Source organism: Phytohabitans sp. LJ34 (assembly GCF_052068095.1).
Lineage (GTDB): Bacteria > Actinomycetota > Actinomycetes > Mycobacteriales > Micromonosporaceae > Phytohabitans.
The window spans coordinates 39134-52976 of the sequence record NZ_JBQHDG010000001.1; the positions used below are offsets into that span (position 1 = coordinate 39134).

Annotated in this window: 13 protein-coding genes and 1 tRNA gene; 10 read left to right on the top strand and 4 right to left on the bottom strand. The window is 72.4% G+C overall.

Going from position 1 to position 13843, the window contains the following annotated elements; all coding sequences use genetic code 11:
* The first annotated feature begins 19 nt into the window (after positions 1 to 19).
* Positions 20 to 328: a hypothetical protein gene (locus tag ACTMTJ_RS00185; RefSeq protein WP_441213904.1), complete on the top strand. Its 309-nt coding sequence runs from the start codon at positions 20 to 22 to the stop codon at positions 326 to 328.
* Positions 329 to 459: 131 nt separating this feature from the next.
* On the opposite strand, the gene ACTMTJ_RS00190 is transcribed toward ACTMTJ_RS00185, so the two are convergent.
* The gene (locus ACTMTJ_RS00190; RefSeq protein ID WP_441213905.1) at positions 460 to 1767 is read right to left on the bottom strand and encodes a D-arabinono-1,4-lactone oxidase; all 1308 of its coding nucleotides are present in this window, start codon (positions 1765 to 1767) and stop codon (positions 460 to 462) included.
* Positions 1768 to 1992: 225 nt separating this feature from the next.
* Here ACTMTJ_RS00190 and ACTMTJ_RS00195 point away from each other — a divergent pair, with 225 nt between their 5' ends.
* On the top strand, positions 1993 to 2544 hold the full coding sequence (locus tag ACTMTJ_RS00195) for a TetR/AcrR family transcriptional regulator (protein WP_441214466.1): 552 nt from the start codon (positions 1993 to 1995) through the stop codon (positions 2542 to 2544).
* Between the two features lie 8 nt (positions 2545 to 2552).
* Here ACTMTJ_RS00195 and ACTMTJ_RS00200 read toward each other — a convergent pair whose 3' ends face one another.
* Complete coding sequence (locus ACTMTJ_RS00200) at positions 2553 to 3758, bottom strand: amino acid deaminase/aldolase (RefSeq protein WP_441213907.1); 1206 nt, start codon at positions 3756 to 3758, stop codon at positions 2553 to 2555.
* Between the two features lie 283 nt (positions 3759 to 4041).
* Between ACTMTJ_RS00200 and tmk the strand changes: the two genes are divergently transcribed.
* The 5 genes from tmk (at position 4042) to ACTMTJ_RS00225 (ending at position 8610) form a co-directional block, all read left to right on the top strand.
* Positions 4042 to 6054 carry a dTMP kinase gene (gene tmk, locus ACTMTJ_RS00205; protein ID WP_441214467.1) on the top strand — a complete coding sequence of 671 codons (2013 nt, stop codon included), beginning with the start codon at positions 4042 to 4044 and terminating at the stop codon, positions 6052 to 6054.
* Entirely contained in the window at positions 6051 to 7235 is a 1185-nt protein-coding gene (locus tag ACTMTJ_RS00210; RefSeq protein WP_441213908.1) for a DNA polymerase III subunit delta', read from the top strand. Before tmk ends, ACTMTJ_RS00210 begins: the two co-directional genes overlap by 4 nt.
* 106 nt (positions 7236 to 7341) lie before the next feature.
* Positions 7342 to 7668: a YbaB/EbfC family nucleoid-associated protein gene (locus tag ACTMTJ_RS00215; protein WP_441213910.1), complete on the top strand. Its 327-nt coding sequence runs from the start codon at positions 7342 to 7344 to the stop codon at positions 7666 to 7668.
* A 1-nt stretch (position 7669) separates the two neighbouring features.
* The gene (locus tag ACTMTJ_RS00220) at positions 7670 to 7972 is read left to right on the top strand and encodes a hypothetical protein (protein ID WP_441213911.1); all 303 of its coding nucleotides are present in this window, start codon (positions 7670 to 7672) and stop codon (positions 7970 to 7972) included.
* Positions 7972 to 8610, top strand: coding sequence for a hypothetical protein (locus ACTMTJ_RS00225; protein WP_441213913.1), 639 nt, complete (start codon positions 7972 to 7974; stop codon positions 8608 to 8610). Before ACTMTJ_RS00220 ends, ACTMTJ_RS00225 begins: the two co-directional genes overlap by 1 nt.
* A gap of 164 nt (positions 8611 to 8774) precedes the next feature.
* Here the strand turns inward: ACTMTJ_RS00225 and ACTMTJ_RS00230 are convergent, their stop codons facing one another.
* The gene (locus tag ACTMTJ_RS00230) at positions 8775 to 10061 is read right to left on the bottom strand and encodes an LPXTG cell wall anchor domain-containing protein (RefSeq protein ID WP_441213914.1); all 1287 of its coding nucleotides are present in this window, start codon (positions 10059 to 10061) and stop codon (positions 8775 to 8777) included.
* 158 nt (positions 10062 to 10219) lie between these two features.
* Here ACTMTJ_RS00230 and ACTMTJ_RS00235 point away from each other — a divergent pair, with 158 nt between their 5' ends.
* Positions 10220 to 11062 carry a PSP1 domain-containing protein gene (locus tag ACTMTJ_RS00235; protein ID WP_441213916.1) on the top strand — a complete coding sequence of 281 codons (843 nt, stop codon included), beginning with the start codon at positions 10220 to 10222 and terminating at the stop codon, positions 11060 to 11062.
* A gap of 41 nt (positions 11063 to 11103) precedes the next feature.
* Here the strand turns inward: ACTMTJ_RS00235 and ACTMTJ_RS00240 are convergent.
* A tRNA-Thr gene (locus ACTMTJ_RS00240) sits at positions 11104 to 11176 on the bottom strand.
* Positions 11177 to 11273: 97 nt separating this feature from the next.
* Here ACTMTJ_RS00240 and ACTMTJ_RS00245 point away from each other — a divergent pair.
* Together ACTMTJ_RS00245 and ACTMTJ_RS00250 are read left to right on the top strand one after the other, a co-directional pair.
* On the top strand, positions 11274 to 12983 hold the full coding sequence (locus ACTMTJ_RS00245) for a metallophosphoesterase (protein WP_441214468.1): 1710 nt from the start codon (positions 11274 to 11276) through the stop codon (positions 12981 to 12983).
* Between the two features lie 141 nt (positions 12984 to 13124).
* Positions 13125 to 13640, top strand: coding sequence for a DUF2231 domain-containing protein (locus tag ACTMTJ_RS00250; RefSeq protein WP_441213917.1), 516 nt, complete (start codon positions 13125 to 13127; stop codon positions 13638 to 13640).
* Positions 13641 to 13843 lie beyond the last annotated feature (203 nt).

Below are 13843 nucleotides of genomic sequence, written 5' to 3' on the forward strand. Positions count from 1 at the left end.
CACGTGTACGATAAGGCGCGTGTATGACCGCGACGTCCCTGACAAGCGTGCCGTCGTCATCCACAGCCTGTCCGGCTTCCATGGGCCGGTCAGGGGCCGGGTGAGGCTGCCGCACCGCATGTTCTGGCACGCCGACCGCGTGTTCGACCTCGACAAGCCGGCCGCGCTCCGCCGGATGTACGAGATCGTGCTGCGCGAGGCCCTGTCGTATGACGAGCTGCGCACCTGGCTCGACGTGCCGACCCTGCGCCGCGAGTGGCACAGCCTGTCGCTGCCCCCAGCCGTCCGCCGCGACTGGGAGCGCCGCCACCCAAGCCTGGCCGCTTGACGTTTCGGGATCGCCCTTTCTTGGACAATTCGCCCGTCCGCCAGTGCGGGCATATGCGCGGACCCGGGAAACGTGGAGCGCGGCGGAGCGTTTCTGGGGTGGAAGGGCGGAGCCGCCGGCCGCAACGAGCGTCAGGGGCCGAGCACGCGCTCGGTGTAGGCGTTGGCGAAGACGCGGGAGGGGTCGAGCTGGTCGCGGACGGCGAGGAAGTCGTCGAAGTGGGGATAAGCGGGGCGCAGCGACTCGGCGTCGCGGTAGTGGAGCTTGCCCCAATGTGGACGGCCGCCCAGATCCTGTGCGACCCGCTCGAACGCGCGGAAGTACGGCTCGTACTCGACGCCCACGTACTGGTGTATCGCGATGTACGCGGACTGGCGGCCGTGCCCGTGTGAGAGCCAGATGTCGTCCGGAGCGCTGAAGCGCACCTCGACCGGGATCAGCACCTTGAACGGCAACGACTCCACCACCCGACGCAGCCCGGCGAAGGCCTCGGGCAGCGCGGCGCGGGGCAGCGCGTACTCCATCTCGGTGAAGCGGACCCGCCGCGGGCTGACGAAAGCCTCGTCGGAGCGGGCCGTGTACACGCGTGGGCTGATCACGCGGGCCTCGGCGCGGGAGATGGCCGGCACCAGCGCGGGCATCCGGCGGCCGACACGGCAGAGGCCACCGAGCACGGTGTTCTGGAGGAAGTCGTCGTCCCACCAGGCGCGCAGCTTCGACAGCGGACGGTCGTCGGCGGCGACGCGGTTGTTGCGCTTGGTCAGGGTGCTCTCGGTGTAGGGCAGCCAGTAGAACTCGAAGTGGTCGTTGCCGCCGACGTGCTCGGGCAGGCCGGCCAGCACGGTGTCGAGCGGCATGGCGCGCTCGTCGGCGTGCAGCACGAATGCGTCGACGCAGCGCAGCTTGACCTCGGTGATGGCGCCGAGTGCGCCGAGCCCCACCTGGGCGGCCACGAAGACGTCCGGGCGCTCGTCCGGGCCGCAGGTGATCACTTCGCCGGTGCCGGTGACCAGGGTCAGGCCGACCACGAACGTGGAAAGGCACCCGTACGCGGCGCCGGTGCCGTGTGTGCCGGTGGAGATGGCGCCGGCGATGGTCTGCGCGTCGATGTCGCCGAGATTGGGCAGGGCGAGCCCGCGCGCGGCGAGCGCCTCGTTGAGCGCGCGCAGGGGCATGGCGGCGGGTGCGGTCACCACCCTCGAATCGAGGTCGACCGAAAGGGTGGATCCGATGCCCGAGAGGTCGAGTCGTATGTCCTCCGCCAGGGCGATATCGGTGAAGGAGTGCCCGCTGCCGACCGCCTTGACCCGGCGCCCACCGGCGGCGGTGTCTTGTATGACGGCCGTCACCTCATCGATGCTGGTGGGGCGTATTACGGTGACCGGTGTAGCGCTCTGGTTACCGGCCCAGTTACGCCAGGTGGCTGTCGTCGAGGCCATCCGAACCTCCGGCTAAACGTGAGTAACATTCATATCAGTGGCAACCACTCCGCGTAAACAGCCGCGATCCGTGGGCCGGCCTCGCTCGTTAACTTGAGTAAGGTTCTCACCGTCGAAAACCTCGAAAGGGAGTGGCGACGAGTGTCGACATCTACCGCGACCGTCACCACCGGGCCGCTGCGCCGCGTCCCGGTCCAGGGCCGCAGCGTGGCGCGTGTCCAGCGGATGCTCGACGCCTGTGCCGAGCTCGTCGACGAGGTGGGCTACGAAGGGCTCACCACGACCCTGCTGGCCGAGCGCGCCGAGGTCGCCATCGGCTCGGTCTACCAGTTCTTCCCGGACAAGCGCGCGATCGTCCAGGCGCTCACCCTGCGCAACATGGAGGCCTACCTCGAGCGGCTGGCGGCCAGCTGGGCCGGTGGCTCGTTCGCCGGCTGGTGGGACGGCGTCGACGCGGCCATCGACGAGTACATCGCGATGCACCGCTCCGTCCCCGGCTTCCGCACCTTGCACTTCGGTGACGTCGTCGACGTCCACCTGCTCGACGAAGAGCGCGACAACAACGCGGTGATCGCCGGCAGGGTCGCCCGGGTGCTGGTCGAGCAGTTCGGGGTGGCCGAGACGCAGCGGCTGCGGTTCGCGCTGGAGATCGCGGTCGAGGCCGCTGACGCACTGATCAAGCTCGCGTTCCGCCGCGACCCGGATGGCGACGACACCGTGCTGGGCGAAGCGAAGGCGCTGATCCGTGAGTACCTCCACCGCCACGTGGACGCCTGAGCCCAGACTCAAAGGAAGGCGCGGCCCTCGCCGCGGTAGGTGGGCACCGTCTCCACCACCTCCGCGCCGTCGACAAGATGCAGCTCGTTGACGTGTTCGCAGAGCTCACCAGCCTTGGCGTGGCGAAACCACACGCGGTCGCCCACCCGCAGGCCCCCGGTCGCCGGGCCGCGCAGCGGGGTCTGCACCTCACCGGCCCCTTCCGTGCCCACCAGTCGCAGCCCCGCCGGGAGCCACGGCACCGGCTGGCGGCTGGCGTGCGTCTGGCCGGAGGCGATCCACCCGCCGCCGGATACGGTCACGAAGCCCTGCGCCGGGCGGCGGACCACCGCGAGCGCGAAGAACGCCGCCGGCTCGGGGCGCCAGGCCCGGTAGCCGTCGAAGAGCGCCGGCCCGTACAGGCCGGATCCGGCGGTCACCTCGGTCACGGCCGGGTCGGCGGCGGTGGCGGCCACGCTGCCCGTGCCGCCGCTGTTGAAGAGCTCCACGTCGGCGTGCTCGCGCACGGCGGCCAGCGCGGCACCACGCCGGCGCAGCAGGTCGCGGTAGGAGCCGCCCTGCATCAGCCGGATGGCGAAGCCGCGCAGTGCCTGCTGCGGCGGGGCGTCGCCGAGGCCGGCGATCTGCGCGTCGTACGCCATGAGCCCCACCAGCCGAAACCCGCGCCGGGATGCGATCTCCCGCGCCACCTTGCCCGCGGTGGTGGCCGTGTGCACCGGCGAGCGGCGCACGCCGATGTGCAGGCCCAGCGGGCGCCACGAGCCGTCGAGGTCGAGGCAGACCCGGATCTCGGCGCGGTGTCCGGGCGCGGCGACCGAGTCGACGAGATCGAGCTGCGCGGGGCCGTCGACCATCAGCGTGATCGCGGCGGCAAGGCCGGGATCCGCGGCAAGCTCGCACAGCGCGCTGCGGTCGGCGGTCGGGTACGCGAGCAGGACGTCATGGGTCATCCCGGTGCGGACCAGCCAGATAGCCTCGGCCAGTGTGTAGGACATCACCCCGTGCCAGCCGGGGGTGGCCAGCGCGCGCTCGATGAGGGCGCGGCTGCGCACCGACTTGCTAGCCACGCGCAGGGGCTTGCCGGCGGCGCGGCGGGCGAGGTCGCGGGCGTTCGCGTCGAAGGCGGCGAGATCGACGACGGCGAACGGCGGGTCGAGCTCCGCGGTCGCCTTGTCGAGGCGTTCGCGGAGCGCGTCGCGTGCGGTCGTCGTCACAGGTGCACGCTAGCGGTTCCGCGCTGGAAAGCGAAACTCCTTCGCGTATCAATCATCCGGACGAGCGCGCCACCAGCGAAGTCAGACGGCGCGTTTAGAGTGTCAGCGAATACCCGCACGCGGAGGGACCACGGCCATCGACGCGACTTCCCGCGACGAGAGCGATAGCGGCGGCGGCCGCTCCAGCGGGTCGGCGAAGGGTTCGTCGTCGGCCCAGGTCGAGCTGTCCGGGTTCAAGGCCCTGCGATCGGTGCTGCGGATCCGCGCGTTCCGCCGGCTCTGGATGGTCACCGGCGTGGCCTCGCTCGGCGACTGGCTCGGCCTGCTCGCCACCGCCACGTTCGCGTCCGCGCAGGTCAGCGGCGACGCGGCCAAAGGTCTCGCGTTCGGCTCGGTCATCGCCGTGCGGCTGCTGCCCGCCCTCGTGCTCGGCCCGGTCGCCGGCGTCATGGCCGACCGCTTCGACCGCCGCTACACGATGGTCATCTGCGACCTGCTGCGCTTCGTGCTCTTCGCGTCGATCCCGATCGTGGCCCTGTTCTCCGAAAACGCGGGCATAACCGTCGGCTGGGCGGCCATTGCCACCTTCCTGATCGAGACCATCACGCTGCTGTGGATTCCCGCCAAGGAGGCGGCGGTCCCCAACCTGATCCCGCGCTCGCGGCTGGAGATCGCCAACCAGCTCACGCTCATCACCACGTACGGGATCACGCCCGTCCTGGCCGGCCTCGGCATCGCCGCGCTCGACCGCATCGTGCGCTCGGGCAACACCACGCCGCCGGAGTGGGCCGAGGCGTCCAACCTGGCGCTCTACTTCAACTCGCTGTCCCGCCTCGCCATGGCGCTGGTGGTGTTCTTCGGCATCAAGGAGATCAGCGGCCGGGCACACGGCGCCAAGGAGCACGGGCAGAGCCTGCTGCGGCAGTTCCTCGAAGGGTGGAAGTACGTCGGCCGCACCCCGCTGGTCCGCGGCCTGGTCTTCGGCATCCTCGGCGCGTTCGCCGGCGGCGGCATCGTGATCGGCACCGCGCAGTTCTTCGCCCGCTCGCTCAACGCCGGTGACGCCGCCTTCTACCTGCTGTTCGGCACGCTGTTCGTCGGGCTGGGGCTCGGCATCGGACTGGGGCCCACGGTGGTGCGCGACCTGTCCCGGCGGCGCTGGTTCGGCATGAGCATCGTGCTGGCCGGCGGCTCGGTGCTGTTTCTCGCGGTCGCCATCCACCTCAGCATGGCCGTGCTGGGCGCGCTGCTGGTCGGCAGCGGGGCCGGGATGGCGTTCCTTTCCGGCGTCACCCTGCTCGGCGGCGAGGTCGGCGACGACGTGCGCGGGCGGGTCTTCGCGTTCGTGCAGACCGCCGTGCGGGTCGTGCTGATGCTCGCCATCGCGCTCTCCTCGAGCCTGGTCGGCTTCGGCGGCTCGTGGCACGTCGGCGACATCTCGATCTCCTCCACCCGGCTGCTGCTGCTGGCCGCCGGGCTCGCCAGCATCTTCACCGGCATCAGCGCGTTTCGCCAGATGGACGACAAGCCGGGCGTGCCGGTGCTGCCCGACCTCTGGGGCTCGATGCGCGGCCGTCCGCTGTCGGCCGGCGAGCGGCTGGTCGGGCGGGGCACGTTCGTGGTGTTCGAGGGCGGCGAGGGCGCCGGGAAGTCGACGCAGGTCACCGCGCTGGCCGAGGCGCTGCGGGCAGACCACCGCGAGGTGGTGGTCACCCGTGAGCCGGGCGCGACCGAGGTCGGGCAGCGCATCCGCAGCCTGGTGCTCGGCAAGCAGTCCGTCCTGTCACCCCGCGCCGAGGCGTTGCTCTACGCCGCCGACCGCGCCGACCACGTGGCCACGGTCGTGCGTCCGGCCCTGTCCCGAGGCGCGGTGGTGATCAGCGACCGATACGTCGACTCCTCCCTCGCGTACCAGGGCGCCGGCCGCACCCTCCCGGTCGACGAGGTCTCCTGGCTCTCCTCCTGGGCCACCGGTGGGCTGCGGCCCGACCTGGTCGTGCTGCTCGACGTGCCACCCGAGGTGGGGCTGGGGCGGGCGGCCCGGCGAGGTGCCGCCGACCGGCTGGAGAGCGAGTCGGTGGCGTTCCACGAGCGCGTGCGCTTCGCGTTCCTCGACCTGGCCGCGGCGGATCCCAAGCGTTACCTTGTGCTCGACGCCACCCGGCCGGCGGAGGAGATCGCCGAGGCGGTCGTCGAGCGGGTCGGCCAGATCCTCCCGGACGAGCCGCCGGCCCACGAGGTCGCCGACGCGCTCAACACCGTGGCGGAAATAGACCTGGAGCGGAGGCCGTCATGACCGACGTGTTCGCTGATCTGGTCGGGCAGGACGAGGCGGTCGAGACGCTGCGCCGGGCCGCGGCCGCCGGTGCCAGTGTCCTGAGTGGAGGCTCCGGCGGCGGCATGACCCACGCCTGGATCTTCACCGGCCCGCCCGGCTCGGGCCGCTCGGTGGCCGCGCGCGCGTTCGCGGCCGCCCTCCAGTGCGAGTTCGGCACGGGCTGCGGCGAGTGCCACGGCTGCCACACCACGCTGGCCGGCACGCATTCCGACGTGCGGTTCGTGGTGCCGGAAGGGCTCTCGATCGGGGTTGGCGAGATGCGCGCGCTGGTGCTGCGGGCGGCGAGCACCCCGTCCGGCGGCCGGTGGCAGGTGCTGGTGATCGAAGACGCCGACCGGCTCACCGAGCAGGCCGGCAACGCGCTGCTCAAGGCCATCGAGGAGCCGCCGCCGCGCACCGTCTTCCTGCTCTGCACGCCCTCGACCCACCCCGACGACATCTCGGTGACGATCCGGTCGCGCTGCCGGGTCGTACCCCTGGGGCAGCCCTCGGCCACCGCGGTCGCGACGGTGCTGGCGTCCCGCGACGGCATCGCCGAAGACGTGGCGCGGTGGGCCGCGGCGGCGGCGCAGGGCCACGTGGGTCGGGCCAAGCGCCTGGCCCGCGATCCGGAGGCGCGCAAGCGGCGTGAGGCCGTGCTGGCCGTGCCGCGGCGGTTGACCGGCGTCGGCGCCTGCTTCGACGCGGCGTCCGCGCTGATCGAGGCGGCCGAGGCGGAGGCAGAGGCGGCGGTCGCGGAGACCGACGCCAACGAGCGGTCCGCGCTGGAGACCGCGCTTGGAGCGGGCGGCACCGGGCGGGGCGCGGCCGGTGCGATCCGGGGCGCCGCCGGCCAGCTCAAAGACCTCGAACGCCGCCAGAAGTCGCGGGCCACCCGGGCCCAGCGCGACGCGCTCGACCGCGCGCTGGTCGACCTGGTCGGCTTCTACCGCGACGTGCTGGCGGTCAAGATGGGCGCGCCGGTCTCGCCGGTACACACCGACACCGCGCCGCTCGCCTCGGCCGCCGCCGAGCGGTGGACCGCGGAGAGCACGCTGCGCCGGCTGGAGGCGATCCTCGCCTGCCGCGACGCGATCGAGGCCAACGTCAAGCCGCGCATCGCGGTCGAGTCGATGATGCTGGCCCTCTGGCGGGGCTAAACCCACGAAGGCGTGCGAATAGCGCGTTCACGGGGCAGCGGGCTGCCGCCCTCGGCCGGTACGGTCTGAGGTCGGGTTGCCACGTCGGGTGAAAGGGCCTGCATACATGGGGCGTGAGATCGACGAGGGCTGGATCGAGGAGGCTGTCGAGCGCTATCGGCGTATCGAAGCGCTTCAGGCCGAGTTCGACCAGGCGGCCCGTGGCCTCAAGGTGACCGTCCACTCGCCCGACGGGCTTGTCGAGCTCGTCGTGACCGCCGCCGGTGCGGTCACCGAGGTGCGCATCACCGGCCCGCTCGACGGCCGCAGCAGCACCGAGCTGTCCCGTTCGATCCAGGCCGCGGTGACGGCCGCCGCCGATGCCGCCCGGTGGGCCCGGGAAAAGCTGCACGCCGAGATGTTCGCCGGCTACCGGTCGCTGCGGGAGGTCTGAGATGCAGACCCTGCGCGACCTCGCGGCCGGTTTCGACGACGCGGCCACAGCGCTCACCGCCGCCGGCCGGCGCCTGGCCCACCTCGAGCCGCCGGCCTCGTCCTTCGGCGCGGGCGGGCCCGGGCGCCTCGGCGAGCTGGGGCGCGCGCTGCACCGCCAGTGGCTCGACGCGTTCGACGCACGCGCTCGCGAGGCGGCCCTGGCCAGCGACCGGCTGGCCGAGGTGGCCGGCGCGTTGCGCGTCACCGCCGCCGACTACTCCGATGTAGACGATGCCGCCCGCGGCCGTGCCGGGGAGGTGTGATGGACGCGCTCGACCAGCTCGCCGGCTCGGCCACCGCGCTGCTCGACCGCGTCGACAGCACGCTCGCCACCAGCGGCGCCCCCGGTAGTCACCCCATCTGGCCGCTCCTGCGCCGGCTGGGCGCCCTGCCGGGCGCCGCGACAAGCACCATCGCCGGGCTCCGTCCCGCGCCGCTGGCCGCCGCCGGCCCGTCGTTGCACGGCCTCATCGAGGTGTACCAGCAGCGGGGCGAGACGATCGCGGATTCCGGCTCCTGGGAGGGGGCGGGTGCGGAGGTCTTCGGTGCGCGTCGGGCGGCCCTGTCCGCACACCTCGGTGCGATGGCCGGCAAGCTCGCCGCCACCGAGGGCTACTCGGCCGCAGTGGCCGAGTGGGTCGAGCAGAGCCGCGCCGGGCTGGCCCGTGAGCTGGCCGCGGTGCTGGGTTCGCGCGAGGCGGTCACCGTCACCGTCGAGCCGCTGGGCGTGCCGGCCGCCGTCGCCGCGGCGGAGATCGGCGCGCGCGTGCTCGGCGCGATCGACGTGGCCTACGAGCGGGCCGAGGCGCTGCTGCACCGCTGGGCGGCCGACCTCGCCGAGCTGCCATACCGGCCGCCAGACACCGGACCGGTGGCGTTCGGGCCGACGACCCGAGCCTGAGCCATCCGTCTTCGCCTATGGCAACGGCGTCGCGCTCTGAAGCGGCGGATGCTCTCCCACCGCTCCGGCTGCGACGCCGTGGCCCTTTCCTGCACCCCCCGCAGGTCTGTGGACATTCCACTCAACGCCGATGTCCGACCTTTGTCGTGGGCACCGTCCCGGAATCATCCGTAAGTGCGATCGTGAATGGGACGAACCGTCGCGCGGCGGCGCCGAGTGGCTACCACAGCCACCATACCCGCCATGATCAATAGTGCGCCCGCAATTGTGGCCCAGGTGACGTTTGCGCCGGTCACGGGCAGTCCGCCAGCGCTGCCGAGCGGTGGGGCGGCGGAGTGCGGGCGGGGCGCCAGCACGATCGCGTCGAGCCGCCCGAGGTGCACGTCCAGCACCGCGGCGGTGTCCTCGTCCGGCGGCCGGGTGGTCACCTGGAGGCGCACAGTCGTGGCCTCGGCGCGCGCCGAGTCGGCGGTCACGTCCTTGGCGAGCGTGCCGACGGTCACCCGCAGGAGCGAGCCGTCCAGCGGGAGTCCGACCTCCGGCAGTCCGGGCAGCGTTGGAAGGCCGGGCAGGGCCAGCGGGCCGTCGCCGGCGCGGCCGGTGACGCCGTTGAGCCGCTCGGGCTTCAGCGCGCCGATCGTGCCGCCGAGGCCGTCCAGGGGCACGTCGAGCACCTGGCCGGGCGCGTCCAGCCGGCGCGCGCCCAGGCCCGGCCCGGACACCTCGACGATCGGTGCCTTGTAGGCCACGTCCCGCCCCACCGTGAGCTCCGCCGGCTGGACCACCTTCACGCTCACCTGCGCCGGTGTCCCGGCGAACAGCAGCGCCTCGGCCAGCCCGGCCGAGGCCGTGGCCACCGGGCTGCCCCCCGCGCGCAGCCCGGTGGCCGTACGGGCGCGCGGCGCGGCCGGTATCCGCACCAGCGCCACTCCACCCGGCCCGGCCAGCACGTCCGCGCCGGCGACCGTGGCGCTGGTGCGCGTCGCCTCCGCCCGCTTGGTGCCGCAGGCCAGCCCGGCGTGCCAGGTCGCGTACGCGGTCAGGTCGCCCGACCCGGCCGCCGCGACCCCGAGGTCCCGGCGGTCGGCGTGGACGGTCACCGGCTTGGCGTTGCGAGGCGGTGCCTGCTGGTAGGCCGAGCGGGACAGCGGGCCGGTGGGCAACTCGACGCCGAGCATCGTCGCGTCGAGATAGCGCGCCGCCGCGGCGGCCTTGACCGGGCCGGCCTCGGGATCCATCGCCGAGCGGGTCGAGCCGAGGCGGAGGTCGGTGACCGGGCCGACGGGCAGCCCGAGCGGGCGCAGGTCCAGCGCACTGAGCGCCAGCACCTCGGCGCCCGCACCCGCCGCGTACCCGGTGGGGGTCTGGCAGGCCGGTGCGGCGACGGCGGGTGCCGGCCCGACGGTGAGCGCACCGGCGACGGCGATGGCGGCGATCCTGGACAGCGTCATGGCGGCGACCTCCGGCATTCGGGGGCGTACGCGGGAGCCCAACGAAGGCTTTCCGAGCGCGTTGCGGCGTCGCGATAGGTCCGGTTCCTAAGGACAGGGGTGAATCGTCCGAATGGCTGCTCTTCAACACGAGTCGGATGTCGCCGTAGGGTGGGCGCATGGGGATGCTCTGCGCGGTGAGCTTCAACCGCTACGGCCGGCTTTACTACCTCGACCCGGGCGAGTTCCGCCCGCAGGTCGGCGACCGCGTGCTGGTGCCCACCGACGACGGCACCGAGGTCGCCGAGTGCGTGTGGGCGCCGCAGTGGGTCAGCGAAGACACCGACGGATTTCCCAAGCTGGCCGGCATGGCCAGCGAGCGAGACCTGCGCCGCGACGAAACCCAGCGCAAGCGCAAGGCCGAGGCGAAGGTGGCCGCCAAGCGGCTCATCCGTGAGCACGACCTGCCGATGAAGGTGGTGGCCGTCGACCACGTGCAGGAGTCCGGCGGCGGGACCAACGGCGCGCGCACGACGATCTACTTCACCGCCCCGCACCGCGTCGACTTCCGCTCGCTGGTCCGCGACCTGGGCGCCACCCTGCGGTGCCGGGTCGAGCTGCGCCAGCTCTCCGCCCGCGACTCCGCGCGCGTGCAGGGTGGCATCGGCTCGTGCGGCCGCGACCTGTGCTGCGCCACCTTCCTGACCGACTTCGAGCCGGTGACCATCCGGATGGCCAAAGACCAGGACCTGCCGCTCAACCCACTGCGCATATCCGGCGCGTGCGGGCGGCTGATGTGCTGCCTGAAGTACGAGCACCCGCTCTACCAGAAGTTTCAGGCGTCCGCGCCGGCCGTGGGCAGCCGGGTGTCCACACCGGAGGGTGACGGCCGGGTGGTCGCCCACAGCGTGCCCCGCGACTCGGTCGTGGTGCGCATGGACGCGGACGGCTCGCGGTGCATGTGCAGCCGGGCGTCGGTTTGCGGCCCACGCAAGGCCCACGACGAGGCCTACGGAAGCTGAAAAGGGCCCCAGGTCGTCGACCCAGGGCCCCTTCGTTGCCGAGCCGCCTGACGGAATCGAACCGTCGACCTATTCATTACGAGTGAATCGCTCTGCCGACTGAGCTAAGGCGGCAACGGTGGTCAAGTGTACGGCACACCGGCGGCCAGGTCGCACGGGTTCCCCCCATCGGCTGGCTGGGGGCAGCGCATAGACGCTCGCCGCCACTAGGCTGCCTGCGGTGAGCGAAGCCCAGCAGACGGCACCCCCGCGCCCGCGCACCCTCGACCCCCTTGAGCTCGGCTTCACCCCGCGCAAGCGGGTGCCCTGGCTGGCGCCGCTCCTGCTGCTCAGCACCGGCCTCCGCACGCTGCTGGCCATCCTCTTCGGCGCCTACCTCGACAAGCGCGAGCTGCAAAACGCGTTGCCCGGACGGATCTACCGCCAGGAGGGCGTCGACGGCGAGCTGTGGCTGGACTACGTGGCCGACCTCGGCGACGGCTTCGACGCCACGTACTCGGTGGCGTACCTGCTGGCGCAGCCGCAGCTCGACCTCGACGGGCGGCGACTGCCGCGCGGCCAGGTCCTGGTTATGGGTGGTGACCAGGTCTATCCCACCGCGAGTGGGGCGGCCTACGAAGACCGGTGCAAGGGCCCATACCAGGCCGCGCTGCCTGGGCCGCCGGCCTCAGGTCCGCGGCCCACGCTCTTCGCGATCGCCGGCAACCATGACTGGTACGACGGGCTGACCGCTTTCCTGCGGCTGTTCGCGCGGCGCAAGGACGGCGCGATCGGCGGGTGGCGCACCGAGCAGAACAGGTCGTACTTCGCCACCGAGCTGCCGGCGGACTGGTGGCTTTTCGGCATCGACGAGCAGTTCGGGGCGTATCTCGACGACCCGCAGCTCATCTACTTCGAGGAGGCCGCCCGCCAGCTGGGGCCGGACGACCGCGTGGTGCTGGTGGTGCCCGCGCCGACGTGGGTGAAGGCGGTGGACAACCCGGAGGCGTACGACGCGGTCGACTACTTCATCCGCACGGTGATCGCCCCGACCGGCGCCCGCGTCCCGCTGATCATCGCGGGTGACCTGCATCACTACGCCCGCTACGCGAACGGTGACCGCCAGCTCATCACCTGCGGCGGTGGTGGCGCCTACCTGTACCCGACCCACAAGCTGCCGCAGCGCATCTCGGTGCCGCCGCCGGACACCCTCGCCCGCCGGGCCAGCCGCAGCCTGTCGTACGACCTGGCCGGCACCTATCCCGAGCCCGAGCGCTCGCGCCGCTTCAGCTGGGGCATCTTCGGGCGGCTGCCGCTGCGCAACCCGGGCTTCGCCATCATGCTCGGCCTGCTGCACACGCTGCTGATGCTGCCGATGGTCGGCATGGTGCACCGCAACGGCGCCAGCGAGACCCGCATCTTCAGCATCCCGCTGGCCATCATGCTGCTGGTCACGATCGGCGGCGCGGTGCTCTTCGCCAAACCACCCAGCGCGAGCGGCAAGGGCCACGTGCGGCAGTGGCTGCTCGGCCTGGGCCACGGGCTGGCCCACGTGGGGCTCGCCATCGCCGGCACCTGGGCGTGGCTACAGTTCCCCTTCGTCGACTGGCCCTGGCCCCTGCCGCCGGTCGCCGCCGTCGTGGTCTACGGCCCGATCGTCGGTTACGCGGCGAGCCTGCTGGTGGCGGCTTACCTGCTGGTCGCCGGCGCGTTCGGGGTCAACCTCAACGAGCTGTTCGCCGGCCAGGGCATCGAAGACGCCAAGAGCTTCCTGCGCATGCACATCGCGGCCGACGGCAGCCTCACGATCTACCCGGTCGCGATCGACCGCGTCTGCCACGGCTGGGAGGCCAACCCGGGCGGCACCCCCGGCACGCCGTGGGTCGAGCCCAAAGAGCCGCTGACGGTACGCCTCGCCGAAGCCCCCATCGTGATCCGCTAGGCCAGCGACCCGCTCACGGGGGCGACCGCACGTGGTGAGACGCGGGCAGACGGCTGGTGGGGGCGTATGTTTGGTGGACAGCTATCCGGGTACCGCATCGACGTCTTTGACAGCGCCTACCCATTCGGAAGTGCAGCCATCATGCAGACACGGCTCAACATCTCCGGTCATCCGGTTCACCCGTTGATGATGACGCTGCCCTTGGGGCTGATCGTGTGTGCGGTCCTCTTCGACTTCGGCGCGCTGGTCGGGCTGCACTTCCTCGGGCAGGTTGGCTACTGGACGCTGGTGGCGGGGCTGTTCGCCGCGATCCTCGCCGTGGGGGCGGGGCTGATCGACCTGTGGGACGTGCCGGCAGGCGCGGGCAAGCGGCGCGTCGTGGCGTACGAAATGGTCAACCTCGGCATGGTCGCGCTCTTCGCGATCGTGTGCCTGGTGCGGGTCGAAGACCAGACCGGCCCGCCGACCGCGGGCATCTTCCTGGTGGAGCTGCTCGCCCTCGCGATCGGCGGATACGGGGCCTGGCTGGGCGCCTCGATGGTCCGTGAGTTTCGGATCGGCGCCGAGCCGGTCGACGACCTGCCCACCGACGTCATCTTCCCCGCGGACGCCCGCCGTCCCCGCCCAGCGCCCGCGCGACCGTCCTCACGCCCGTAAGCGCGGCCGCCGCACTAGAGTCTGGTCCCCGAGGCTGGTGACGCTGGGTCAGGATGTCGCGGGTTAGGGGCCTGTGGCTGTCCGCGAACGGGCCTGGGGGCTTGTCCCGCGGAGCCGGCAGTGGACGGCCGGGGATTTCGGCTCGCCCCGCGAGCCGCCGGCCGGGAGCGGTGCCCGCGGGAGCATCCGGTCTGCCGCTGACA

Coding starts and splice junctions, on each gene's coding strand:
- ACTMTJ_RS00230 (WP_441213914.1), bottom strand. CDS start 10,061: ATGACGCTGTCCAGGATCGCCGCCATCGCCGTCGCCGGTGCGCTCACC.
- ACTMTJ_RS00210 (WP_441213908.1), top strand. CDS start 6,051: ATGACCGACGTGTTCGCTGATCTGGTCGGGCAGGACGAGGCGGTCGAG.
- ACTMTJ_RS00225 (WP_441213913.1), top strand. CDS start 7,972: ATGGACGCGCTCGACCAGCTCGCCGGCTCGGCCACCGCGCTGCTCGAC.
- ACTMTJ_RS00220 (WP_441213911.1), top strand. CDS start 7,670: ATGCAGACCCTGCGCGACCTCGCGGCCGGTTTCGACGACGCGGCCACA.
- ACTMTJ_RS00190 (WP_441213905.1), bottom strand. CDS start 1,767: ATGGCCTCGACGACAGCCACCTGGCGTAACTGGGCCGGTAACCAGAGC.
- tmk (WP_441214467.1), top strand. CDS start 4,042: ATGGTCACCGGCGTGGCCTCGCTCGGCGACTGGCTCGGCCTGCTCGCC.
- ACTMTJ_RS00250 (WP_441213917.1), top strand. CDS start 13,125: ATGCAGACACGGCTCAACATCTCCGGTCATCCGGTTCACCCGTTGATG.
- ACTMTJ_RS00195 (WP_441214466.1), top strand. CDS start 1,993: ATGCTCGACGCCTGTGCCGAGCTCGTCGACGAGGTGGGCTACGAAGGG.
- ACTMTJ_RS00215 (WP_441213910.1), top strand. CDS start 7,342: ATGGGGCGTGAGATCGACGAGGGCTGGATCGAGGAGGCTGTCGAGCGC.
- ACTMTJ_RS00235 (WP_441213916.1), top strand. CDS start 10,220: ATGGGGATGCTCTGCGCGGTGAGCTTCAACCGCTACGGCCGGCTTTAC.